At 61.1% G+C, this 22,932-nt stretch carries 23 protein-coding genes; 10 read left to right on the forward strand and 13 right to left on the reverse strand.

Translation table 11 applies throughout. From position 1 onward, the window contains the following. Positions 1 to 11: 11 nt before the first annotated feature. Positions 12 to 227 (forward strand): DUF433 domain-containing protein, encoded by a 216-nt coding sequence (locus tag OIS53_RS18470; RefSeq protein WP_264680048.1) that lies wholly within the window; start codon positions 12 to 14, stop codon positions 225 to 227. Continuing rightward, a complete protein-coding gene (locus OIS53_RS18475; protein ID WP_264680049.1) occupies positions 224 to 577 on the forward strand; it encodes a hypothetical protein in 354 nt (117 codons plus the stop codon). Before OIS53_RS18470 ends, OIS53_RS18475 begins: the two co-directional genes overlap by 4 nt. 50 nt (positions 578 to 627) lie before the next feature. On the opposite strand, the gene OIS53_RS18480 is transcribed toward OIS53_RS18475, so the two are convergent. The 5 genes from OIS53_RS18480 to OIS53_RS18500 all read right to left on the reverse strand — a co-directional run bounded on the left by OIS53_RS18480 (position 628) and on the right by OIS53_RS18500 (position 9,005). Then, a complete protein-coding gene (locus OIS53_RS18480; RefSeq protein WP_264680050.1) occupies positions 628 to 3,048 on the reverse strand; it encodes a TonB-dependent receptor in 2,421 nt (806 codons plus the stop codon). Positions 3,049 to 3,302: 254 nt separating this feature from the next. Further along, the gene (locus tag OIS53_RS18485; RefSeq protein WP_264680051.1) at positions 3,303 to 3,866 is read right to left on the reverse strand and encodes a DUF3575 domain-containing protein; all 564 of its coding nucleotides are present in this window, start codon (positions 3,864 to 3,866) and stop codon (positions 3,303 to 3,305) included. Between the two features lie 298 nt (positions 3,867 to 4,164). Further along, on the reverse strand, positions 4,165 to 5,679 hold the full coding sequence (locus tag OIS53_RS18490) for a M28 family metallopeptidase (protein ID WP_264680052.1): 1,515 nt from the start codon (positions 5,677 to 5,679) through the stop codon (positions 4,165 to 4,167). A 24-nt stretch (positions 5,680 to 5,703) separates the two neighbouring features. After that, a complete protein-coding gene (locus OIS53_RS18495; RefSeq protein WP_264680053.1) occupies positions 5,704 to 6,888 on the reverse strand; it encodes a hypothetical protein in 1,185 nt (394 codons plus the stop codon). Positions 6,889 to 6,953: 65 nt separating this feature from the next. Next, the gene (locus OIS53_RS18500) at positions 6,954 to 9,005 is read right to left on the reverse strand and encodes a S9 family peptidase (RefSeq protein WP_264680054.1); all 2,052 of its coding nucleotides are present in this window, start codon (positions 9,003 to 9,005) and stop codon (positions 6,954 to 6,956) included. A 159-nt stretch (positions 9,006 to 9,164) separates the two neighbouring features. On the opposite strand from OIS53_RS18500, the gene OIS53_RS18505 reads away from it, so the two are divergent. From OIS53_RS18505 to OIS53_RS18515, 3 genes are all read left to right on the forward strand, one after another. After that, positions 9,165 to 9,866 (forward strand): class I SAM-dependent methyltransferase, encoded by a 702-nt coding sequence (locus OIS53_RS18505; RefSeq protein ID WP_264680055.1) that lies wholly within the window; start codon positions 9,165 to 9,167, stop codon positions 9,864 to 9,866. Between the two features lie 329 nt (positions 9,867 to 10,195). Beyond that, on the forward strand, positions 10,196 to 11,107 hold the full coding sequence (locus tag OIS53_RS18510) for a LysR substrate-binding domain-containing protein (protein WP_264680056.1): 912 nt from the start codon (positions 10,196 to 10,198) through the stop codon (positions 11,105 to 11,107). An 89-nt stretch (positions 11,108 to 11,196) separates the two neighbouring features. Beyond that, positions 11,197 to 12,195 carry a YeiH family protein gene (locus OIS53_RS18515; protein WP_264680057.1) on the forward strand — a complete coding sequence of 333 codons (999 nt, stop codon included), beginning with the start codon at positions 11,197 to 11,199 and terminating at the stop codon, positions 12,193 to 12,195. 92 nt (positions 12,196 to 12,287) lie between these two features. Here the strand turns inward: OIS53_RS18515 and OIS53_RS18520 are convergent, their stop codons facing one another. After that, complete coding sequence (locus tag OIS53_RS18520) at positions 12,288 to 12,464, reverse strand: hypothetical protein (RefSeq protein WP_264680058.1); 177 nt, start codon at positions 12,462 to 12,464, stop codon at positions 12,288 to 12,290. Between the two features lie 145 nt (positions 12,465 to 12,609). On the opposite strand from OIS53_RS18520, the gene OIS53_RS18525 reads away from it, so the two are divergent. The 5 genes from OIS53_RS18525 (at position 12,610) to OIS53_RS18545 (ending at position 16,838) form a co-directional block, all read left to right on the forward strand. Further along, positions 12,610 to 12,855 carry a hypothetical protein gene (locus OIS53_RS18525; protein ID WP_264680059.1) on the forward strand — a complete coding sequence of 82 codons (246 nt, stop codon included), beginning with the start codon at positions 12,610 to 12,612 and terminating at the stop codon, positions 12,853 to 12,855. 257 nt (positions 12,856 to 13,112) lie between these two features. Further along, a complete protein-coding gene (locus OIS53_RS18530) occupies positions 13,113 to 13,841 on the forward strand; it encodes a glutathione S-transferase family protein (RefSeq protein WP_264680060.1) in 729 nt (242 codons plus the stop codon). 37 nt (positions 13,842 to 13,878) lie between these two features. Then, complete coding sequence (locus tag OIS53_RS18535) at positions 13,879 to 15,027, forward strand: SHOCT domain-containing protein (RefSeq protein ID WP_264680061.1); 1,149 nt, start codon at positions 13,879 to 13,881, stop codon at positions 15,025 to 15,027. Positions 15,028 to 15,115: 88 nt separating this feature from the next. Then, positions 15,116 to 16,159, forward strand: coding sequence for a DUF3089 domain-containing protein (locus tag OIS53_RS18540; RefSeq protein ID WP_264680062.1), 1,044 nt, complete (start codon positions 15,116 to 15,118; stop codon positions 16,157 to 16,159). 151 nt (positions 16,160 to 16,310) lie between these two features. Then, the gene (locus OIS53_RS18545; RefSeq protein WP_264680063.1) at positions 16,311 to 16,838 is read left to right on the forward strand and encodes a DUF6624 domain-containing protein; all 528 of its coding nucleotides are present in this window, start codon (positions 16,311 to 16,313) and stop codon (positions 16,836 to 16,838) included. Between the two features lie 65 nt (positions 16,839 to 16,903). Here the strand turns inward: OIS53_RS18545 and tsf are convergent, their stop codons facing one another. From tsf to OIS53_RS18580, 7 genes are all read right to left on the reverse strand, one after another. Further along, complete coding sequence (gene tsf, locus OIS53_RS18550) at positions 16,904 to 17,740, reverse strand: translation elongation factor Ts (RefSeq protein WP_264680064.1); 837 nt, start codon at positions 17,738 to 17,740, stop codon at positions 16,904 to 16,906. A 255-nt stretch (positions 17,741 to 17,995) separates the two neighbouring features. Then, on the reverse strand, positions 17,996 to 18,763 hold the full coding sequence (gene rpsB / locus OIS53_RS18555; protein ID WP_264680065.1) for a 30S ribosomal protein S2: 768 nt from the start codon (positions 18,761 to 18,763) through the stop codon (positions 17,996 to 17,998). Positions 18,764 to 18,784: 21 nt separating this feature from the next. After that, on the reverse strand, positions 18,785 to 19,171 hold the full coding sequence (rpsI, locus tag OIS53_RS18560) for a 30S ribosomal protein S9 (protein ID WP_264680066.1): 387 nt from the start codon (positions 19,169 to 19,171) through the stop codon (positions 18,785 to 18,787). Between the two features lie 39 nt (positions 19,172 to 19,210). After that, complete coding sequence (gene rplM, locus OIS53_RS18565; protein WP_264680067.1) at positions 19,211 to 19,663, reverse strand: 50S ribosomal protein L13; 453 nt, start codon at positions 19,661 to 19,663, stop codon at positions 19,211 to 19,213. Positions 19,664 to 19,914: 251 nt separating this feature from the next. Continuing rightward, positions 19,915 to 20,628 (reverse strand): RluA family pseudouridine synthase, encoded by a 714-nt coding sequence (locus OIS53_RS18570; protein WP_264680069.1) that lies wholly within the window; start codon positions 20,626 to 20,628, stop codon positions 19,915 to 19,917. A gap of 235 nt (positions 20,629 to 20,863) precedes the next feature. Continuing rightward, positions 20,864 to 21,952, reverse strand: coding sequence for a sensor histidine kinase (locus tag OIS53_RS18575; protein WP_264680070.1), 1,089 nt, complete (start codon positions 21,950 to 21,952; stop codon positions 20,864 to 20,866). A gap of 113 nt (positions 21,953 to 22,065) precedes the next feature. Then, positions 22,066 to 22,767, reverse strand: a complete 702-nt coding sequence (locus OIS53_RS18580; protein WP_264680071.1) for a response regulator transcription factor — start codon at positions 22,765 to 22,767, stop codon at positions 22,066 to 22,068. Between the last annotated feature and the right edge of the window lie 165 nt (positions 22,768 to 22,932).

Genomic DNA, 22,932 nt, shown 5'->3' on the forward strand with positions numbered 1-22,932 from the left:
GAATCCAACCGATGCGAACTGCTGCTATTACCGTTGACCCCGAAACGATGGGCGGAGAACCGGTCTTTACGGGTACCCGAGTTCCTATTCAGAATATGTGGGACTATCTAATGACGGGCGAAACACTAGATGAGTTTCTGGAAAACTTCCCTACTGTGCGCCGGGAACAAGCTCTGGAGGTATTAGTTCTAGCCGACGACCTGGTAAAAAAGGCCGCCGCCGCATGAAAATTCTACTGGATGAGAACTTGCCAGGAAAGCTGCGTTTTGACTTCGCCCCCGAGCACACTGCACACACTGTACAAGAAATGGGGTGGAGCGGCAAGAAAGATGGGGAGCTGCTGGGCTTGCTGACGATTAGCGGCTTCGATGCACTGGTTACGGTTGATAAAAGCCTGCCCTACCAACAGAACCTACAACGCTTCCCCCTCATCATTTTCTTACTAAAAGCTCCAAACAACAAGCACCAGACGCTGCAACCTTTGGTTGATGTGCTCAAAGCCCGAATACATAGTCTGTCGGATTTCGACCCTGGTCCTGGTTCTGGCAAGGCTTCCGTTATAGAAATACAATACTAAAGGCCAGCCTCACCTCAGGGGCTGGCCTTTAGTATTATAAATTCTGATGTTTACAGCTTCACGCCCACCGAGGCAAACCAGGTGCGGCCGTCGGCGGGCAGGATGCCGGGGCCGGGGTAGCCGCCGGAGCGGCGGGTGAAGTAGTTTTTGTCGAACACATTATTAATGCCGCCGCGCAGGGTGAAGCGCTTAGCAAAGCGGTAGGTGGCCGACAGGTCCGTAACGGAGTAGCCGGGCACGCGGCCGGTGGTGGCGGTGGCATTGGGCGCCACGGTGTTGTTGGCATCGGCAAACACCGCCGACACTCGCGTGAGCTGGGCTGTGGCCGAGAAGCCCTGGTGGGCGAAGGTGCCCCCGAAGCGGTGGGTGTACTTGGGCGCGTACTCCACGCGGTTGTTTTTCAGGTCGCCCTCCTGCAAGTTGCTGCCAGCCAGCGTGGTGGTGCGCAGCTGGGTGTAGCGGGCATCCACGAAGGCCATGGACGCAAACACGTCGAAGTGGGGCAGGTCGAAGTTCTGGGTGATGGCGTGCACCAGGTCCAGCTCCACGTAGGCCTCCACGCCCTTGTGCACGCTGGTGCCGATGTTGGTGCGGAACTGCTGGGTTTGGGTGGTGCTGCCCGGCACGAAGCGGCGGATGGTCCCGATTCGGTCGTCGTAGCGCAGCCAGAAGCCGTCCACGTCAAAGGTCAGCACATTGCCCCAGGAGCCGCGGTAGCCCACCTCGGCGTTGAAGCCGCGGGCATCCTTCAGGTCGGGGTCGATAACGTCGGAGGTGGCGGGCGGGGTCAGGTCGCCGAAGGTCACGGGGCGGAAAGCCCGCGAGTAGTTGGCGTAGAGGTTGGTCTGGTCCGTGACGCGCAGCTCGGCGCCGGCCCCGTACAGCAGCACGCGGCGGCGCGAGTCCTGCCGGATCTGGTTTTCGGTGCCGTTGGCGTTCAGGCTCAGGTAGCCGCGGCCCTCGTTGTCGATAAACTCCAGGCGGGCGCCGGGCGTGAAGGTGAGGCGGGAGCCCACGCGGAAGATGTTTTCCACGAAGGCCGCGTAGTTGCGGGTCCGGAAGCTCAGGTCGCGGCCGAAGCGCGGGGCTTGCAGGTTCAGGTTGAAGTCGGCGCCGGTGTCGCCGCGGCCCTGCTGGTAGCGGCTCATGTTGGCGGCGGCCACGCGCAGGCCGGCGGCCAGCGTGTGTTGCTGGCCCAGCAGGCCGTAGTCGGTGAGCAGGCGCAGCTCCGAGCCCAGGTTGCGGTACCGGTCCCGGTCAATCTGGCGGTTGGCGGGCTGGCCGGTGGCCGGGTTCACGGCGTCGGGCCGGTCTACGCCCACGCTGCTGGCCAGGCCAATGGAGTTCCGCTCGCCCAGCAGCCCGAAGGTTTTCAGGCTCAGGCGGGTACGGTCCGAGAACTGGTAGTCGGCGGTGAAGGCCGGGATGGTCCAGGGCGTGCTAAACCAGTTGCGGCTGCGGGAGCTATTGCGCACGTTGCCTTGGTAGAACTGCGCATCCGTCAGGCCGCCCGGCTGCTGGATTTCGTAGTACAAGTGGCTGATTTCGGCGCCCAGGCGCAGCCGGCTGGTGGCCTGAAATTGCACGTTGCCGTGCACGTTGCGGATGTTGAACTCGGAGTTGTCGCGCCAGCCGCCGCCCACGCGCTGCTGGTAGTAGCCGAAGTAGCTAACCTTGCCCACGGTGCCGCCCAGCGAGTTGTAGGAACTCAGCAGGCCGTTGTTGCCCACGCTGTTGCTGGTTTCAAACTCAATTTTCTTGTCGCGGGGGCCGCGCTTCAGCTCATAGTTCAGCAGGCCGCCAAACTGGGGCCCGTACTGCAAGGAGCCGCCACCCCGGATAATCTGGATGCGCTCCACGGCTTCCAGGGGCGGGTTGTAGTAGGCCTCGGGGTAGCCGAAAGGGTCGGAGCTGATGTCGTAGCCGTTCTGGCGGGTGTTGAACTCCCAGCTCCGGTTGGGCGAGAGGCCGCGCGTGGCCACGTTAATCTGCTGGCCTGACCCGTCGCTTTCCCACACCGTCACGCCCGGTACTTTGGCAAACACCTGCCGGGCGCTGTTCACCACTAGGTTGGCATCGAGCTTATCCAGCTGTATCACCTCGTTCTTCTTGCCCGCCGTGATGGTCGTGCCGTCCACCTCGGGCGCGTAGCGCACCGACTTGGCCGCTACCGTTACGCCGGCCAGCTCCCGCACGGCTTCCTCGATGCTGAGCTTGAGGCTCTGCACCTGCCCGCTCTGCAACGTCACGGCCTGGGTTACGGGCCGGATGCTCAGGCCGCTCACCGTCACGGTAGCCTCGCCGGCCGGCAGCCCATACAGCCGGAACGCGCCGCGGGCATCCGTTACCGCCGTCCGGTCGCCGACCGTCACGAGCACGCCTTCTACGGGCTGGCCGGTGCGGTCCAGCACGGTGCCGGTGAGGGTGGCGCCCTTGCCGGTTTCGTCGCCGGAGGCAGGAAGAGTGTGCAAAGCAGCTGCCGCTAGCGGGGCCGGAGTAGCCAGCGAACCAGCCGCCAGCAGAGAAGATAGAAGAATAGACGTAGTGCGCATGGGAGAGTGGAGCACAACCGTACCCCATAGATTCGGGTACAAAGCTAGTCTGTTTAGATTAAGTTTAAATACTTGCTTAGAAAAAATCTAAATAGTCCATGGCTACACAAAAAAGCCCGCTCGATTCCAAACCGAGCGGGCTTTTTGATAAGCTACCTAGTAGGTGGAGCTACTTAGAAGGCAATGCCGATGCTGAGACCAGCACGCAGGCCAAAGCCTTGGAAGGCACCCGTGTCGAAATTGTCTTCCGAGCCATTGCTTTCAACTTCAACCGAGCCACCGTTGTAGCCCAGGCCCAGGAAAGGGTCGAGGGCAAAACGCTCCTTAAACAGCCACTGGCGCCCCAGCACGATGCCGCCGCCAAAGGTGTTCAGCGTAGCCTTGTCTTCGACAGTGCTCGAAGAAGTGCCATTGAAGCTTTCGTAGGTCGTCTTCAGGGTGAAGTTCTGGTACCGTAGATAGGGACCCACATAGAAGCCATTCAATGCTTCGCCGCTCAGATAAAAACGGTACTCCGGGGTGATGCCAAAGCCCGAAAACTTTGTGTCGGAGGGGGAATAGGATGTAACAAAGGCCCCCAACTGGAAGGAGCTGCCGTCAGTGACTTTCCGCTCGTAGAAGAAGGAGCCAGTTTTTACAATGGGGCTGAATATGTTCAGCTTAACCACATTGCTTTGTGCTGATGCAGCACCCACCATGCCGCACAACACGGCGGTAAGCAGTAGAACTTTTTTCATAAAAAACTGAAAAATGGTAAGGAAATAATCTGCCTCACAACCATTTGTATTTGAAAACAGTTATATGAGGTTTTACAAATATCACCATAATAAATAACTCTACCGCTAGCTGAACAGAAGCAAGCCAGAAGATGTAGCGTATAGTGTTGAAGGTCAGACTGGTAAATTCTTGCTCGAATAGCCACCAAGCGTACCAGTAGGCTATACACAAGCACCAGGCTACCTGACTCAAAGGCTGGTGGCAGCCTTGCGCCTGGCTGAAGTTTCGGACATCCAAGTTAGGCCTAAGCCGCCGCGTTTACCGCTCCAGCTTGAAGCCCGGCTCCCGAGCCGGCGGCGCAGTACGGTTGGCTATGGCCCAGCCCGTGAGGTACATCCACTGCGTCATGCGGGTGAGCTTGGGGTAGTCGATGCGGGCGGCCTCGTCTTTGGGCGTGTGGTAGTCGGGGTGGAGCCAGGAGGTGTACATGACGGCCGGAATGCCCAGGCGGGCGTAGGGCAGGTGGTCGGAGCGGAAGTACCAGCCCTCGGGGTGCGTCGCCTGGTCCCACTTGGTGTCGAGCTTGAACCTGGGGCCCTGCTGGTTGGCGGCCAGGGCTAGGTTCACGAGGTCCGCGGAGTTGCGGTGGGGCGGGATGGAGCCCAGTAGGGCGGCGCTGTCGGGGGCGTTGCGGCCCATCATTTCGGCGTTCAGCACGGCCACAATGCTCTGCTGGGGCACGGTGGGGCGAGCCGAGAAGTAGCGGGAGCCCAGCAAGCCGCGCTCCTCGGCCCCGTGAAACACAAACAGCGCCGAGCGGCGGGCCGGCTGCTGCTTGAAGGCCCGCATCAGGGCCAGCAGGGCCGCGCAGCCGGTGGCGTTGTCGTCGGCCCCGTTCCAGATGGAGTCGCCCTGCACGGCGTGGCGCACGCCGTCGTGGTCCTGGTGGGTGCTGAACAGCACGTGCTCATTGCGCAAAGCCGGGTCGGTGCCCGCCACCTTGGCCACGATGTTGACTGAGGGGTACTGGAAGGTTTCGGTACGCAGGTCGGCCGTGAACTGCTGGCCGGCCTGCTGCACCCAGCTCAGGGCACTGGCCGGCAGCAGCAAGGTAGGAGCCTGGGTGGTAGGCAGCACGTTGGCGTCGCCGGGCAGGCCGTAGCGGCCCCGCTCGTAGGTGTGGCCCCAGTGCTCGTAGATGTTCTGGGCCCGCGCATCGGCCACAAACACTACCGTCACCGCCCCGGCCTTCAGCAGCTCCGCCGACTTGTCGCGCAGTACGGCCGAGAGGTAGCGCCGAAAGCTCATGTCGGCCGGCGGGTTGCCCGAAAACAGCAGGGCCACGGCTTTGCCTTTGATATCGGTTTTAGCCAGCTCTTCCGCCGTGCCCGTGCCCACGTACACCAGCGGGGCCGACACGGTGTACGTGGTGGGCGCAAACACCAGCGCGTCGCGGTTGGGCACCAGCTGGTGCGTGCCGATGCTCAGGCGGCTGGCTTTGGTGAGGCGGGTGCGCTGCAAGTGAAAGAACTGAAAGAAGGTGCCGTTGTCGCCGGCCGGCGCCAGCCCCAGGGCCCGAATCTGGTCGGCCAGCCACACGCTGGCGTTCAGCTCATCCAGCGTGCCACCCTCCCGGCCCCGGAACTTGTCGTCGGCCAGGGCAAACAAGTCCCGCTTAATGTCCGCCTCGCGGATGGCGCCGAGGGCGTTGCCGGACTTGGCGGCGGGTTTGGCTTTGGTTTGGGCAGCTGATGGTTGAGAATTCAGCAACAGGCTGCCAGCCAGCAGTAAGCCGTAAAAACCGGCAGCGAAAGAAGAGAAGCGGTACGTCATACCAGGAAGATAAGGCGGCTCGGCTTAGAAAGTAGTGTAGCGGTATTCGTAGCGGCTGGCTTTCTGGTCATCCGTTGTTACCGTTTCAGTGAGCAGCAGGCCTTTGGGCGAGTACGTTTTTTGGGTTACCACGACACTGGAACGGGCCGGAAACTGATTATGCGCCGGCACGCTCATCTGGATTACTTCCTTACTCACCCGGCCCTGAGCATCGTAGGTGTACTCAAAAGAACTGCTGGTGACGGGCGTAGAAAACAAGGCAGCGTTATTTTTCCAATCGTTGGAGGATGATGGAGGCTGGGACTTTTTGAAGTGAACAGTGCGAAGCAGCTGGCCGTGGGTGTTGTACAGGTTGCGCGTTTCTGGAAGGTACTGGCCCCGCAGCCAGCGGGTTGCCCGCAGCTGGATAGCCGCATCCGACAGCCCCTGGCCGCGCCACCGCCGGGCCAAAGCCGACGTGTCCAGCAGCGCCTGCATGGAGCGGGCATAGGATACCTCCCCGCTCTCGAAATGCCGCCCGGCCCGTACAATGTAATACTGCGACTCGGTAGCCACCGGCTTGTTGTCCTTGTCGTAGCCCACCACTTCCAACCGGATAGTGTCGCGGTGAACAGTGTAGGAGCGGCCGACTATGCGCGCTATCAGCTGGCCCCGGTGCGGCAACGGTTGAAGAAGCCGGGCCTCCCGCACTGCGGTATCTCCCCGCCGTTGTTCCCAGCTCTGAATCAGGCGCTCTTCAGCGGAGTCAACGGGCTGGCGGAATGCCTCGTACCGTTTTTCACCCAGATTAAATTCTTCCCGCAGCCGATAAGGGTAGTGCGGGTTTGGCAGCTGCACTGTTTGCGTTATTCGGCCGCGGGCGTCAAACTGCCGCTGGGTGCGGGCCTTGAACAGCGGATTGTAGCTCAGGATTTTGTTTCCCATGCGGTCCAGCTCGGTGTATTCCACCGAATCAATCCGCGTCCCTTCCCGCAGCTGAAGCTTGGTGATGGTGCGGATCTTGTGCCGCCGGTGCAGCCGCCGGGCCACCGAATCGGCCGTATTGAGCCGGGTAGGAACCCCCGCCACGTAAAACACCAAGGGCAACTCAAAAGGCGTGGATACTGTCACCGTTGTATCGGGCCGCTGAGCTGGCCCAGCCAGGCTAGTAAAAGGCAACGTGCCCAGCAGGCCCAGAATTACGGCGCAAACAAAAAATCTGGAGGACATTCGATACGAGAAGTAGTGGTAGTGAGGTAGAGAATCGTCTGGTAAAGCGGTAACTGGGCCCGTTGCTACTTCGCTGCCTCGGGCCGGAGCGTGCGGCCCAGCCACTCGAAGAACACCCGGTTCCAGAGCACGGCGTTCTGGGGCTTGCTGATCCAGTGGCCCTCGTTGGGGAAGTACAGAAAGCGGCTCGGAATGCCGCGCAGCTGGGCCGTGCCGAAGGCCTCCATGCCTTGGTCCTCGGGCACCCGGAAGTCCCGGCCGCCGTGGATGACGAGCAGGGGCGTGTCCCAGTGGCGGGCAAATTGCTGGGGGTTGAAGTCGGTATAGGCCTTGCTCAGCGTGGCATCCCAGGGTGCGCCTTTCAGGTCGTAGTTGGCGAAGAACATTTCCTCGGTGGTCGGGTACCAGCTCGTCAGGTTGTAGAGGCCGCAGTGGGCAATAAAGGTCTTGAAGCGGCCCTCGTGCTTGCCGGCCAGCAGATACACCGAGTAGCCGCCGTAGGAAGCGCCCACGCAGCCGCGCCGGTCCTTGTCCACGTAAGGCTCCTGGCTCACGGCGTCAATAGCCGACAGGTAGTCCCGAATCGGCTGCCCGCCCCAGTCGCCGCTGATGCTGTTATTCCACTCGGTACCGAAGCCCGGCAGGCCGCGCCGGTTGGGCGCCACCACAATGTAGCCCTGAGCCGCCAGCAGCTGAAAGTTCCAGCGGTAGGAGAAGCTCTGGGTAATCGGGCTTTGCGGGCCGCCCTGGCAGTAGAGCAGGGTGGGGTACTTCTTGGCCGAGTCGAAGTCGGGCGGGTAGATGACGTACACCTGCATCCGTTTGCCGTCGGTGGTGGGCACCCAGCGGGCCTCGGTGCGGCTGGTTTTTACTCCGGCCAGCTCCTGCTGGTTTATCTGCGTCAGAGGCGTTTCGCGGCCGGTTTTCAGGTCCACGCGCACCAAGTCGGCGGGCTGGGCCTGGGTGGTTTTGTTGACAATGGCCACGCCCGCGCTGGCCAGCTCGAAAGCGTTGTAGTTGTGGGCGCCTTGGGTGAGCTGCTTGACCTTGCCGCCCCGGCTGGGCACCGAAAACAGCTGCTCGGTGCCCTCCAGCACGCTCACGAAGTACAGGGTCTTGCCATCTGGGCTCCAGCGCACGTTGCCCGCACTCTGCTCCGAGCCAGCCATTACGTCCTGGCGCTGCTTGGTCCGGAAGTCGTACACCACCACGCCGTTACGGTCGGCCTCGAAGCCGGGCGTGGCCATGCTCAGCCAAGCCACCCGCGTGCCGTCGGGCGAGAAAACCGGCTCGGTGTCGTAGCCCGGCAGGCCTTCTGAGAGGTTCTGGGTCTGGCCGGTGCGCACGTCGTAGAGGTAGATGTCGGAGTTGGTGCTTTCGGCTTCGGCGCGGCCGGTAAGCTTGCGCGAGGTGTAGGCCAGGCGGTAGCCGTCGGGCGCAAAAGCCAGCTGCTCGGCGCCGCCCAGCGGCGGCAAGGGCGAGTCGAATTTTTCCCCGGCCATCACATCCTTGCCGTAGCCGGTGGGGCGGCCGTCGGGGCCGAGGGGCTGGAAGAACACGTGGGAGGCCCGGTAGTCGTCCCACACGTTCCAGTGGCGGTAGTTCAGGTCGTCGATGATGCGGGCGTCGGCCTTGGGCAGGTCCGGGAACAGCTCCTGCACCGTCGGGCCGGTTTTCACGTCCTGGGTGTACAGCACGAAGTTGGCCTTGGGCGCCAGCTTCAGATTGGTTAGGCTTTCGTCTTTGAACTCGCTGAGCTGCTGCTTGCCGGTGCCGTCGGCATTGACAATGTACAGCTGCTCCGAGCCGCCCTCGCTGCTCAGGTACGTCAGCCGGCCATCGGGGCGCCAGTTCAGGCTGTTTTCGGAAGCGCCAGGCGTGGTAGTGAGCTGCCGGGCCGGGCCGCCGGCCACGGGCACAGTCCAGATGTCAGCTTGTCCTTTGTTGTCGGCCAGGGAGTAACGCGTCACGGTGTAGGCCACCGTTTTGCGGTCCGGCGACACCTGCATTTCGCCCAGGCGGCCCAGCTTCCAGAGCAGCTCCGGGGTGTACACGGTTTGTTGGGCCGCGGCAGCCAGCGGCAGCAGGGCCAGCGCAGTCAGTACAGATTTTTTCATCACGTAGGGTGGGACTTAACAGCCAGTTTCAGTACTGGCAAGGTAGCCACAAACGCCCTGTTCTGCACCGCTGGCGCGGGGGGCAGACCAGCCGCGGCACCCTGCCGGCTTTTGCGTACCTTCCCGGAGCCCGCTCGTTTTCTGCCTTCCTCTTCTGCTATGAAAACACGTTTGTTACTCCTGCTGCTGGTGCTGCTCGGCCCTGGCGCCTGGGCCCAGCAGCCGGCCCCGGCTGCTACACCAGCTACGTCCACCTCCACCAACGACGCCCAGCAGCTGGAGCAGGAACGGGAGAAGTGGAACGCCGTGCTGACGGGCAAGGAAACGCGCATTCTGTTTAATGCCCGCCCCAACGCCCTGCTGGTGGAGGCCATCAAAGGCCGTCCGCCCGGCCTGGCCCTCGACGTGGGCATGGGCCAGGGCCGCAACACCATCTACCTGGCCCAGCAGGGCTGGGACGCCTACGGCTTCGACATTGCCGACGAGGCCATCAACCTGGCCCAGGACAACGCTCGCAAAGCCGGCGTCAAAATCACCACCTTCACGCAAAGCGACGAGCAGTTCGAGTTCGGCACCGAGCGCTGGAACCTGGTGGCCGTGCTCTACGCCGGTGGCCGTGAGCTGGTCCCGAGAATCTACCGCAGCCTCAAGCCCGGCGGCCTGGTAGTCATCGAAGCCTTTCACCGCGACGCCACGCGGGTGCGCAAAATCAGCCCCAGCGTGGTCTTCGACCCCGACGAGCTGCGGAAGCTCTACGAGGCCGCCGGCTTCCGCATTCTGCGCTACGAGGAACCCGAAGGCATCGGCGACTTTGGCTTGCAGCGGATGCGCCTGGTGAAGCTCGTAGCCCAAAAACCGTAGGGGTGCGTCGCACACGCCCGAGCCGGCCTAGTGAGTCTGGCCAATCAGTAAAAATGCTTCTTTGTTGACCAAATAGACCGTCATGCTGAGCGGAGCCAGAGGTGGAGTCGAAGCATCTCTACCGCGGGCTAATCTCAATCGTGAGGACGAAGCGGGAGAGATGCTTCGACAGGCGGACGCCAGATGGAGCAGGACGGGCTATAGGCTTCCTGTCCTGCAACCTGGCATAAGGTGCCCATGACAGGATAAAGCTTCCCGGCGCATTGCCGACCTTCGTGCCTGGCGCCAACGTCGTCCGGCTGGGCGGGCGCGTGCGACGCGCCCCACCTATGCCCGATTTTCGACTTCGCGTTTTTCAGTCGGTGGCCCGGCACCTGAGCTTCACCAAGGCGGCCCAGGAGCTGTACATCACCCAGCCAGCCGTGACCAAGCACATCCGGGAGCTGGAACGCAGCTACGGGCAGCGCCTGTTTGAGCGCCGCGCCGGCCGCGTGAGCCTCACCGAGGCCGGCCGCCTGCTCCTGCACCACGCCGACGAGGTGGAAGCCCTGCACCAGCAGCTCACCGACCGCCTCTACGCCCTGCACGACGAAGCCGCCGGCCGCCTGCGCCTGGGTGCCAGCACCACCCTGGCCCAGTACGTGCTGCCGCCCCTGCTGCCCGGCTTCCAGCGGCGCTACCCCCAGGTGCAGCTCACCTTGCTCAACGGCAACTCCGAGCAGATTGCCGAGGCCTTGCTCCACGGCTACCTCGACCTGGGCTTCGTGGAGGGCCGCGCCCACACCCGCGACCTGCACTACGAGCTGCTGCTGGAAGATGAGCTGCTGCCCGTGCGCTGCGCCACGCCCGCCGGTCTGCCTGCGTCACCTTTGCCGCTGGCCGAGGCCCTGCGCAGCCCGCTGGTGCTGCGCGAGCGGGGCTCGGGCACGCTGGAAGTACTGGAGTTTGCCTTGAAAGAGCACGGCATCAGCCTGGCCAGTCTGCCCGTGGCCTTCTATTTCGACAACACCGAGGCCATTAAAGCCTACCTCGAAGCGGCGCCCGGCTGCCTGGGCTTTGTGTCGCGGCGGGCCTTGGGCATGGAACTGGCCGCGGGCCGGCTGGAAGTGCTGCCCGTAGCCGGCCTGCGCCTTACGCGCAGCTTCGAGTCGGTGTGGGTGCAGGGCCAACCTTTGTCCAATCAAGCGCAACGGTTTCTGCGCTACGCCGCCGCTGCTTTCAGCCAAGAGTCTACCACATAATAACCTTAGGTAATACCTTATAAGCTTTTTTGATTATCACGCGGCAATAGGCAGCCGTAGCTTTGTCGTCCGACAAACCTGCTGCTCCCGTGAAAATTGCCCCCGCTCGTCCGCTGCCTACTGCAACTCCTTGGCTTATGCGGCCGGTGGTACACGTGGGACCCTGGCGGCTGACCGGGCAGCAAGCAGGATTCTGGCTGGCGCTGCTGGTGTGCGGGCTGCCGGTGGGCTCCCCGCCGCTGGCCTTGGCGCTGGGGCTGCTGGTGGCGCTGGGCCTCGGCAACCCGTACGCGGCCCGGAGCCGGCAGTACACCAGTCGGCTTTTGCAATGGTCGGTGGTGGGGCTGGGCTTTGGGCTGAACGCGGAGCAGGCCCTGCAAGCCGGGCGTGAGGGCATGGGGTTGGCCGTGGCCTCCATTATCGGTACGCTGGCGCTGGGTTACGGACTGGGCCGCTGGCTGGGCATTGACCGGCGCACGTCCCACCTCATTGCCAGCGGCACCGCCATTTGCGGAGGCAGCGCCATTGCGGCCGTGGGGCCGGTGGTGCGGGCCGAGGAAGGGCAATTGTCAGTGGCCCTGGGTACGGTGTTTTTGCTGAATTCGGTGGCGCTGTTTCTCTTCCCGCTCATCGGGCACGCCCTGCACCTGAGCCAGCACCAGTTTGGGCTGTGGGCCGCCATTGCCATCCACGACACCAGCTCGGTAGTAGGCGCCGCCACGGCTTATGGCGACGAAGCCCTGCGCATAGCCACCACCGTGAAGCTGGCCCGCGCCCTCTGGATTATTCCTGTAACCCTGGGCACGGCCCTGGTGTTTCGCACGCCCGGTGCGCGTGTGCAGCTGCCGTGGTTTATCCTGGGCTTTGTGGGGGTAGTGCTTCTGAATACGTATTCGCCGGGCCTCCGCACCGCCGCGCCCGTAGTGGTAGGGCTGGCTAAAATGGGGCTCACCGTCACGCTGTTTCTGATTGGGGCAGGCTTGTCGGGGCGGGTGCTGCGGGCGGTGGGGGCTAGGCCGCTGGTGCAGGGCGTGGTGCTTTGGGTGGTGGTGTCGGCGGCTTCGCTCTGGGTGATTATGGCCCGCTAGTACGCACTGCGCCCCCAGTCGGCCAGCTGAAAAGTATAGGTGTGGGCTGGGCCGAGCCGAAGGCGCAGTGGTAGTAAAGACTGGTAGTAGGGCTACTTTTTGCGGCCGGAGCCGCTTTTTTTGCCGCCGCCATCCTGTTTGTTGACGGTTGCCCAGGCCCGGCGTTCGGCCTCTTCTTCGGACAGGCCCCGCTTTTCGTAGCTTTCCTCGATGTGCTCAGCCTGCCGCTTCTGCTTGTCGGTGTAGGCCGATTTGTCTCCTTGTGGCATAGTCTTGAGAAAGGTTAGGTGAAAGAAGGTAAACGTGCGTAAACGGGTGTACGACGCGTCCAACAGGGTGTTATGTCGAGGTAGCGGCCGGCGTTGCGGCCCGCTGCCTATCTTCGTCCGTTTATTTGTTGTTGCGCCTTTTGCCATGCGTCAGCTTGCCATCATTCCCCATCCCGAAGCCAAAATCACCCTTTTCTCCTGGAACGGGAAGTACCTCATCAAGCTGGAAAAAGGCCCCCTGGAGCAAACCTACAAGGTGAGCGAGCTGGACCTGACCGGCGAGGACGACATCCATCTGCTGCTGGACCAGGAATTTATGGATGCCGCCGTGCGCCGCTTCGCTGCCATGCACCACGACCTGCAAGCCGCTTTCGACCGGCACGGCCTGTAGTCCCCGGTACGCAAGACATGGCCCCGCATTCAGACTTCAAGTCTGAGAGTAAATAAAGTCGAAATGAAGCTCAACTGTTATAAAACTACCCGAACGTGCGTCATGCTGAGCAGAGCCGGAGGCGAAGTCGCAGCATCTCTCTCGCGGGCTAACTCAATTATGTAAACGAAGCGGGAGAGATACTTCGACAAGCTCAGCATGACGATCTACCCGTTACTTGTCACCTGTCACCCTTTACCTCATCACCTTTCTTTTTCGTGGCAACTCTTTTCCGCATTTTGCTTTCCCTGTCGCTGCTCCTGAGCCTGGCGCCGGCCGCCTATGCCCAACTGTATGAGGCGCGCCCCAGCAGCGTCAACGTGGACAAGCGGGAGCGGGAGGCGGTGAAAGTGCAGATAGACGGCACCGCGCAGTGGACCCGCGACTTCTGGCAGTCCTGGCTGAAAGACACCTACAAAATCCGTCTCAAGGGCGACGGGGTGCTGGGGGTGGGGAAGAAGGACCTGCTAGTGGCCCGGCAGGTACCCATGTCCAGCGTGTCGGGCAAGCTGCTCGACCTGTACTCCACCGTCACGGCGCCCTCCGACTCGGTGGCCGAGCTGGCGGTGTGGGCCGCGTTGGGGCCCGATTCTTTCCTATCGGCGGCCGGTACGCCCTCTGAGTTCAGCTCCCTGCGTAACCTCGCCCAAAGCTTCGCCAGCGCCGCCCGCCTTCAGGCGTACCGGGAGCAGATTGCCGAAGCCGAAAAGCAGCTGCGCGAAGCTGAGAAAGAAAAAGAACGCCTGGAGAAGGAACGCGTAAGCTTGGCTAGCAACACCAAAAGCAACCTCGAAAAAATAGAGCAGCTCAAAAAGCAAAACGCCGACAACAAGCTAAAATCGGCCGCCGACTCGGTGAAGCTGCTCGACAACGCCCGGCTCATGGACGTGCGTAAGGCCCAGCTGGAACGCCGCCGCACCCGCCTCGTCACCCTCGACCGGAAATAACCACCAGTGCTCCGCCTCGGGCGGCTGTTTTATCCGCATGGAAAAAGATTCTTCTCCTCTCGACACCCTGCGCCAGCTCAAGGAATGGCTGGATGCCGGCACCATCACGCCCCAGGAGTTTGAAGCCCTGAAGCGCAAGCTGCTCTTCCCCGATGCCGCCGCTTCCACTGTTCCGGCCGCTCCCACGGTACTCCCCACGAGTCCCGCCCTTACGCCCACCACCAGCGCCCCGGTAGAGGACCCGCTGCTGCCGCCCGTGGTGCACGTGGCCCGGACTCCGGAGCCGTCCCTGGCCCCACCACCCACCCCGCCCACGGCCGAGCCCGGCCTTACGCACCCGTTAGAAGCCGGCCGCCCGGCCAGCTCGCCCAGCACCGAGGACCAGACCATGCCCCCGCCCACTGCGCGTGAGCTGCCGGAAATAGAGGAGGTAGAAGAAGCTCCGTACACGGCTCCGGCCCGCAGTCCGCTGGCCACGGTACTTATCGTGGGGGGCATTGTGGCCCTGCTGGCCCTGGTGGCCTACCTGATGCTGGGCAGCCGGGAGTCGGAGCGCCTGACCAGCACCTCGCTTACCGCCGCCGACTCAGTAGCCGTGCAGCCCGAAACCGGCCCCCAGGCCGAGCAGATTGACCTGCCGCCCGCTGCCGCGCCCGAAACCATCCGGGTGGCGCCCGTAGTACCGCCCGCAGCTACTGCCCCCGCCGATACCGCCGCCGCAAGTACCGCTCCGGCTACTCCGGCTCCGGCCGAAGAAACTCCCGCTGCTCCGTCGCCGGCCGACGAAAGCGCCGCGCAGGCCCGCATTGAGGGCATTCTGAGTGCCTACTACTCCGACCTGCAAGCTGCCCCGTTTGCGGCGACTACGTACTTTGCGCCCCGCGTCGAGCGGTTTTACTTGCTGCAGAACACCACCCCGGCCGCCATTAACGACGAGCTGGCCAAGTCGCATTTCCCGGAGTTTTTGGAGGCTGAAACCAAGGTGGAGCCGGGCACGCTGAGCGTGAGCCCGCCCCTGAATGATGGGTCGCGGGTGGTTACGTTCCAGGAGCGCAGCAAGGCGTTCCGGCAGTCGCGCCAGCAGCACCAGCAAACCCTGGCCCAGGTGCGGGTGCGCTTCGACAAGAACTTTAAAATCGTGTACCTGCGCCAGGAAAAGCTGCTGGAAAACACGTTCAGCGAGTAACTTTACGGCTCAGCCCCGGCCGGCCTCCCGCGCTGCCTGCCACGCGGGGCGTACGTTGGTGTGTAGCCGTTTCCTTCTGCTCTGCCCTGTGTTTACTCGTCCCTTTGTCTTGCTGGGGTTGCCGCTGCTGCTCGGCTCCTGCCTGGGCGTCATTCGGCCGCGGCAGCATTTCACGGCCGCTCGCCTACCCGAAGCGCCCGACTACAGCATGGAAGACAACTGGGCCGCCCTGCCCGACCGGCGCGACTCGGCCGACGTGGTGCCGCGCAATACCCGCCTGCGCGACCGGCAGCGCGACGCCCCCGCCGACGTGTTTTTCGTGCACCCGACCACCTACTTCGGCCGGGCCCAGTGGAACGCTTCCCTCCAGGACGAGAAAACCAACCGCCTCACCGATGCCAGCACCATCCGCAAGCAGGCCTCGGTGTTCAACAGCACCGCCCGCGTGTACGCCCCACGCTACCGCCAGGCCACGCTGTACTCCTTCTTCGACACCCAGTCGCCCAACGGCAAGGAGGCGCTGAACGTGGCGTACCAGGACGTGAAAGAGGCTTTTCAGTACTACCTCGGCCACTACAACCACGGCCGCCCCATCATCCTGGCCGGCCACAGCCAGGGCACTCACCACGCCACCCGCCTGCTGCGCGAGTTTTTCGACCAAGACCCCCAGTTGCGACGCCAGCTGGTAGCGGCTTACCTTGTCGGCTACCACGTGCAGCCCGACGAGTACCAGGTGCTCCGGCCCTGCGAAGATTCAACCCAAACCGGCTGCTACGTAAGCTGGAACACCGTGGAGTGGGGCCACGAGTACAAGCCGTTCGTGGGCGGCGTAGCCGTCAACCCGCTCACCTGGATCCGCGACACGGCCACCGCCCCGCCTTGGCTGAACCTGGGCGGCGTGCCCTACGCCTTCAATAAAGTTGACAAGCGCATCGTGGACGCCAAGGTGCACAACGGCCTGGTGTGGGTGCACCCGCCCCAGCGCGAAGGCTACCCCCGCTTCCTGCTGCCAGGCCGCCCCGAGCTGCGCCATTCCTTCCATATCGTCGACTACGCCCTGTTCTACTTCAACATCCGCCAGAACGCCGAGGCGCGGGTGCGAAGCTACCGTATGCACATGCACGGGCAGTAAATCGGCAATCAGCGGTATATTTAGACTTCACAGCCCTTCCTATGAAATCAGTAGTATTATCCTTTCCTTACTATTAGTTAGTTGTAGTGAGCGGATATTGGCTCAGACGAGTCCCGTGCTATATCCCAGGCTGAGCAAAACCCTCGACAGCTTGGCCTATGTTGACCAATGGCCGATGCAGCGGATGTTTCAGCAGCTTCCCGATAGCGCCGGTCGAAACTTGGTAGACGTAGAAAAAGAAAACTATGCCCGCCACCAGCCCGTCCCGGAGAAAATTGTGCAGCAGGTCGGCTACCCCGGCTTCCGGCAGGTAGGCGAAAAAAGCTCTGGCAACTTTTGGCTACTGGTGCAGCACGCCGACGCCCACCCCGACTTCCAGCGTCACATACTCAAGCTAATGCTACCCGAGGTGAAGCGTAAAAACGCCAGCCCCGTCAACTATGCCTACCTTACCGACCGCGTGGCCGTTAACGCTGGTCAACCTGAAGAATATGGTACTCAGGTAATGTATGAAGGTGTGGGCACGCCCGCTGTCAAAGCCAAGTCCAAGTCCCTGCGCGACCCCGCCCACGTCAACCAGCGCCGCGCCGCCATCGGCATGGAGCCGTTGGAGAATTACTTGGACATGATGACGAAGATGCACATTGAAATGAATAAACCAAAGTCAGCAGCGCCGTAGCGTCAACACAAAAAGGCCCGCTGGTATATTGCCAGCGGGCCTTTTTTAGATACTCAAGCGGATGCTTATCCGATGGCTACGCGCTTGAAGTCCGAAATGGTCAGGCCTTTTTGGGTTTTATCCAGCAGCTGAGTAATGGTCAGGGAGCTGTCTTTTACAAACTCCTGGTTCAGCAGGGTATTTTCCTTGTAGAACTTGTTCAGCTTGCCTTGGGCAATCTTCTCCAGCATAGCCTCCGGCTTGCCTTCGGCGCGGGCTTGCTCCTTACCAATCTCGATTTCGCGCTCGATGGTAGCGGCGTCTACACCGTCTTTGTCGAGAGCAACCGGTTTCATGGCCACAATCTGCATGGCTACGTCGCGGCCCACGGCGGCTACGTCGGCGCCGCCCACGTTTTTCAGGGCCACCAGTACGCCTTTCTTGTTGTCGGAGTGGATGTAGGAAGCTACTTTCTCGCCGGTCAGGTTTTCATAAGCCGTTACGTCCAGTTTCTCCCCAATTTTGCCCATCAAATCGGTGATGTGCTCTTGCAGGGAGCGGCCGTCTTGCTGCGGAGCGGCCAGCAGCTCTTCTTTCGTGGCGGCGTTGGTTTTCACGGCGGCGTCCAGAATCTGCTGGGCCAGGTTGCGGAAATCGGCCACCTTGGCTACGGGCTCGGTTTCGCAGGCCAGGGCCACCAGCTTGCCCGTGGTACCGTCTTCGCTCACGGCGGCCAGCACTACACCCTCGGCCGTGGCATTTTCCGAACGCTTGTCGGCAATTTTTTGGCCCTGCTTGCGCAGAATGTCACGAGCCGCCTCGAAGTCGCCGTCGGCTTCGGTCAGGGCTTTTTTGCAATCCATCATGCCCGCGCCGGTCATGGTGCGGAGCTTGTTCACGTCTGCGGCGGTAATTGCTGCCATTCTTTTAGTAGAACTTAGAGTTGAGAGCTGTTAAGTAGTAGGTAGATAGTAGTAAGTAGTAAGCTGGCTTCTTTTAAGCAGCGTAGCACCAGAGGCAAGGTGCTGTATCGGGCATTGGTTGTTATCTTTTCCAACTACCCAATACCTACTACCAACTACGTAGAAGCAAGAAGAAGTTAGAAGCCGAGCCGGAATAGGTTAACTCCCCGAAGCTCTGACTTCTAACTTCTCAGTTCTCACTTTTCCGAAAAGGACCTATTCGTCAGCGTTTTGCTTTTCCTGGATGCCTTCTTCTTCGGCTTGCTTCTTATCGGCGTCCTCTTTGTCCACCTTACGCTCCGACAGGCCTTCCTCAATGGCCTTGCCGATTACGTTTACGATAAGCTGAATGGACTTCGAGGCGTCGTCGTTGGCCGGGATGGGGAACTGCACCAGCTCGGGGTTGGAGTTCGTGTCGCAGATGGCGAATACCGGAACGCCCAGCTTCTGCGCTTCTTTCACGGCAATGTGCTCCCGCTTCACGTCCACCACAAACAGGGCGGCGGGCAGGCGGCTCAGGTCGGCAATGCCGCCCAGCACACGCTCTAGCTTCTCCCGCTCGCGCGACATCATCAGCTTCTCGCGCTTGGCGAGGGCGGCGTAGGCCGTGTTTTCCTTCACCATCTTGTCGATGGTGCTCATCTTCTTCAGCGACTTGCGCACGGTGGCGAAGTTGGTGAGCATGCCGCCCAGCCAACGGTCCGTCACGTACGGCATTTTCAGGCGCTTCGCCTCTTCCGAAACGATTTCCTGCGCTTGCTTCTTGGTGGCCACGAACATCACCTTGCGGCCGCTCTTGGCAATGTTGCGGATGGCCGAGGCGGCCTGGTCCAGCGAAACCAGGGTTTTGTTCAGGTCAATGATGTGGATGCCGTTCTTCTCCATGAAGATGTACGGCGCCATTTTCGGGTCCCACTTGCGCGTGAGGTGACCAAAGTGGGCACCGGCATCAAGCAGTTCTTTATAGGTGGTGGACTGAGCCATGATAAAGTTTCCTCTGGAAGATTAACGTTTCGAGAACTGGAACGAACGACGGGCTTTGCGCTTGCCGAATTTCTTGCGTTCCACCATGCGCGGGTCGCGGGTCAGGAAGCCTTCTTTCTTCAGCGCCGGGCGCACCTCAGCGTTGTCGCCTACGAGGGCTTTCGAGATGGCCAAACGGATGGCTTCGGCCTGGGCCGCAATGCCACCACCGCGCACGTTGACTTTGATATCGTACTGGCCTACTTGCTCAACGATAGCCAAAGGCTGGTTCACGATGTTTTCCAGGAGTTCATTGCCAAAATAGGCTTTCATTTCCCGGCCGTTGATAGTGATATTCCCTTGCCCGGCCTGCATGTAGATGCGGGCCACCGAGGTTTTTCTTCTACCAGAGGTGTTGGAGATTTCCATTAAGTGAAGGGTTATTAAAAAGAGAGGCCGACGGGCGGCTTAGAGATTGGTCAGGGAAACAGCTTTGGGCTGCTGCGCTTGGTGGGGGTGCTCGGTGCCTTTGTACACGAACAGGTTGCGGAACTGCTCGGCGCCCAGGCGGTTGCCTTGCAGCATGCCGCGCACGGCGTGCTCAATCACGCGGGTCGAGTCCTTGGCTTTCTTGTCGCGCAGGTTGATGCGCTTCTGGCCGCCGGGGTAGCCCGAGTGGGTGATGTAGATTTTGTCGGTCATCTTTTTGCCAGTCACGCGCAGGTTGTCGGCGTTGATGACGATGACGTTGTCGCCACAATCCGAGTTGGGCGTAAAGGAGGGCTTGTGCTTGCCACGCAGCATGTTGGCAATCTGGCTGGCTAGCCGGCCCAGCGGGGCGTCGGCGGCATCAACCACAACCCAGCCCTTGTTGGCGTTGGCTTTGTTGACGGATACCGTCTTGAAGCTCAGATGATCCATTGGGGAGGAGGATAAGCGTTTGAAAATGAAGAAGAAGCCGAACAGGGTTCGGGAAAAACGGACACAAAGTTACCGCCTTTCCTCTAATTTGCAAGGCATTGATCTAGAATAGACATGAGATGATGAGACATGAGAAGTGAGACTCTGTTATAACGGCGCTAGCCCAACAGAACGAAGTCTCACTTCTCATGTCTCATGGTCTCATGTCTATGAATGAAGTCTCACTTCTCACCTCCCACTGTCTCACTTCTCTACTTGTACTGCCGCAGCGTGTCTACCAGCACGCGAAAGTCTTTGGAGTAGGGGGCCTGGATGGTGACGGGCTCCCCGTTGAGTTGGGCAAAGGTGAGCTGGGCGGCGTGCAGGGCAAACCGCTTAATGAAAGGCTGTTCCTCTTCGCCCTGCTTCATGTTGAACTTCTTCTTGAGCGAGGACAAGTAAAAATCCTCGCCACCGTACACGGTGTCGCCCACGATGGGGGCTTGCAAGTACATCAGGTGCAGGCGAATCTGGTGCATCCGGCCCGTGATGGGCATACACTCCAGCAGGGTATGGCGGGCAAAGGTTTCGAGGGTGCGCACCAGCGTCACGGCGGGCTTGCCTTTGTAGGCCAGGCGGGCCTTGCCCTTGGTAGTCGTTTCGATGCTGCGGTCTACGCGCAGGCCTTCGTACTCGTGCACGCCCCAAGACACGGCGTGGTACACCTTCTTCACCTCGCGGTTCTCGAACTGCATAGCCAGGTGGCGGTAAGCCGCAGGGTTTTTGGCCAGGGCCAGGGCCCCACTAGTTTCCTTGTCAAGTCGGTGGCAGGCCTGGATATCGTCGTAGTGCTCCCGCGCTAGGCGCAGAATGTTCTGCGCCCCGCCAAACCGCTCGTCGAGCGTAGCCAGAAATGGCGGTTTATTCAGGACAACGTAATCTTCGTCCTCAAACAGAATCAGTTCAGAAAAGGCGGGTAGCTTCATAAGAAGCTGCAAAGGTAGGGTAAAGTGGTGGGGTGATAGAATGTGAGGTGACAGGTAACAGGTAACAGGTGACAGGATAAACGGTCATGCTGAGCTTGTCGAAGCATCTCTACTGCTTCGTTGAATAAGCGTCAGGAGTCAGCTCGCGGTAGAGATGCTTCGACTACGGCTGCGCCTCCGCTCAGCATGACGGTCTTTCTTACCTGTCACTTGTCACCTGTCACTATTTACTGCATCACCCCACTACCTCATCACTATTCACCTCTTTCTGCTTAGGCTTGGGGAGCTTGAACTCCAGGGTGGTGCCCTGGCCAGGCTCACTGCGCACCCGGATGGTGGATTTGTGGGCTTCCACGATGTGCTTGCTGATGGCCAGGCCCAGGCCCGAGCCTCCCGCCTCCCTGGATTCGCGGGTGCGGCTCTTGTCGATGCGGTAAAACCGCTCGAAAATGCGGTTTTGGTGCTGCTTCGGGATGCCCTCGCCATCGTCTCGCACGCTGATGCGCACGCCTTTGCCGCTTTCGGCCACGCTTACCACTACGTGGCCGTTTTCGCGGCCGTATTTGATGGCGTTGTCAATCAGGTTGATGAGCACCTGCCGGATGCGGTTGCGGTCGGCCAGCACGCGCAGGGAGCCGCCGGGCGGGGCGGTGGCGTCCAGTTCCAGGTGCACGTGGCGCTGGGCGGCTTTTAGCTCCAGCTGCTCAAAAATGTCCTGCACTAGCTGCACAATGTCGAAGCTCTGGCGGCGCATGCGCACCACGCCTTTTTCGAGCTGGGAAATGGTCACCAGATCCTGCACCAGGGCGTCGAGGGCATCGAGGCTGGCGGCGGCTTTCTGGAGAAACTTCTTGCGGGTGAATTCGTCGGCGTCTTCGTCGTCGAGGATGGTGTGCACGAAGCCCTGGGCGGCGAAGATGGGCGTTTTCAGCTCGTGCGACACGTCGGCCAGAAACTCGCGGCGCAGAGCTTGCAGGCGTTTCAGCTCGTCAATCTCGTGCTGTTTGCGCAGGGCCATGTCCAGGATTTCCTCCCGCATGCGCTTGAGCGGCTCCGGCCGAAACAGAAACTTGTTCGACATGCGCCGGAATTCCTTGCGCTTGATGTGCTCCAGCCCCTCGTAGATGTTGTTGATTTCCCGAAAAATCAGAGCCTCAAACATCAAATACATGAGCAGAAAGCAGGCCGCCACCGTAATGCCCGCCACCAGCACGCCCTGCCGCAGCGGCAGCGTGGGCCCCACCCAAGCCAACGCCGTCAGCACGCTAGCTACCAGCAACGACAGCAGAATGGCAATGCCGCGGGAGGAAATGTTCAGCCGCATAGGAAGGAATTAAAAATTAAGAATTATAAATTAAAAATTGGTTGTTTAATAATTCTGGACGGAGCCGTTCAACAACCAATTTTTAATTTATAATTCTTAATTTTTAATTGAAATCAATTGTCCGTGTTGAACTTGTAGCCGACGCCTTTGATGGTCTGGATGTGGTGGTCGCCGACTTTCTCGCGCACTTTGCGCACGTGCACATCCACGGTGCGGGCCAGCACAAACACGTCGTTGCCCCAGATATTTTGCAGCAGCTCGTCGCGGCCGAAGACCTTGTGGGGCGAGGCCGCCAGGAAAGCCAGCAGCTCAAACTCCTTTTTGGGCAGCGTAATCTTGCGGCCTTCCTGGTACACGGCAAAGCCGGTGCGGTCAATCTTGAGGCCGTTGATTTCGATGGTGTCGGACTGAGCCTGGGGGTCTTTGTCGCGGCGCACGAAGGCGGCCAAGCGGCTCATCAGGGCCCGGGGCTTGATGGGCTTGGCAATGAAGTCGTCGGCGCCGGCCTCGAAGGCGGCCACTTCCGAAAACTCCTCGGCCCGCGCCGTCAGGAAGATGATGTAGGTGTCCTTGAACTTGGGCATGTCGCGCAGCTGGCGGCAGGCGGCGATGCCGTCGAGGTGGGGCATCATCACGTCGAGTAGGATGATGTCGGGGCCGAACTGCGGGGCCACCTCCAGGGCCTTGCGGCCGTCGGGGGCGGAGGCTACCTCGTAGCCCTCTTTGCGCAGGTTGTACTCCAGCAGCTCCACGATGTCGGGGTCATCGTCAACTACCAGAATCTTGTAAGCCGTGGGGGAGGAGGATAGTTGCACAGGCCGGAGAGGTTTGGGGTAGAACAAAATGCGCGAGGACAAAAGTACCGCCGGGCGGCGGGCGCGGCGTGTTACGTTTTCGTTAATCACAGATTGTGCAGATTATGTTGATTTCGCTGATTCCTAAGTCAGGAACGAACAAGCCAGCGCAGGACCAGAACGTGC

The sequence above is a fragment of the Hymenobacter sp. YIM 151500-1 genome (genome assembly GCF_025979885.1).
In the GTDB taxonomy this organism is placed as follows: domain Bacteria; phylum Bacteroidota; class Bacteroidia; order Cytophagales; family Hymenobacteraceae; genus Hymenobacter.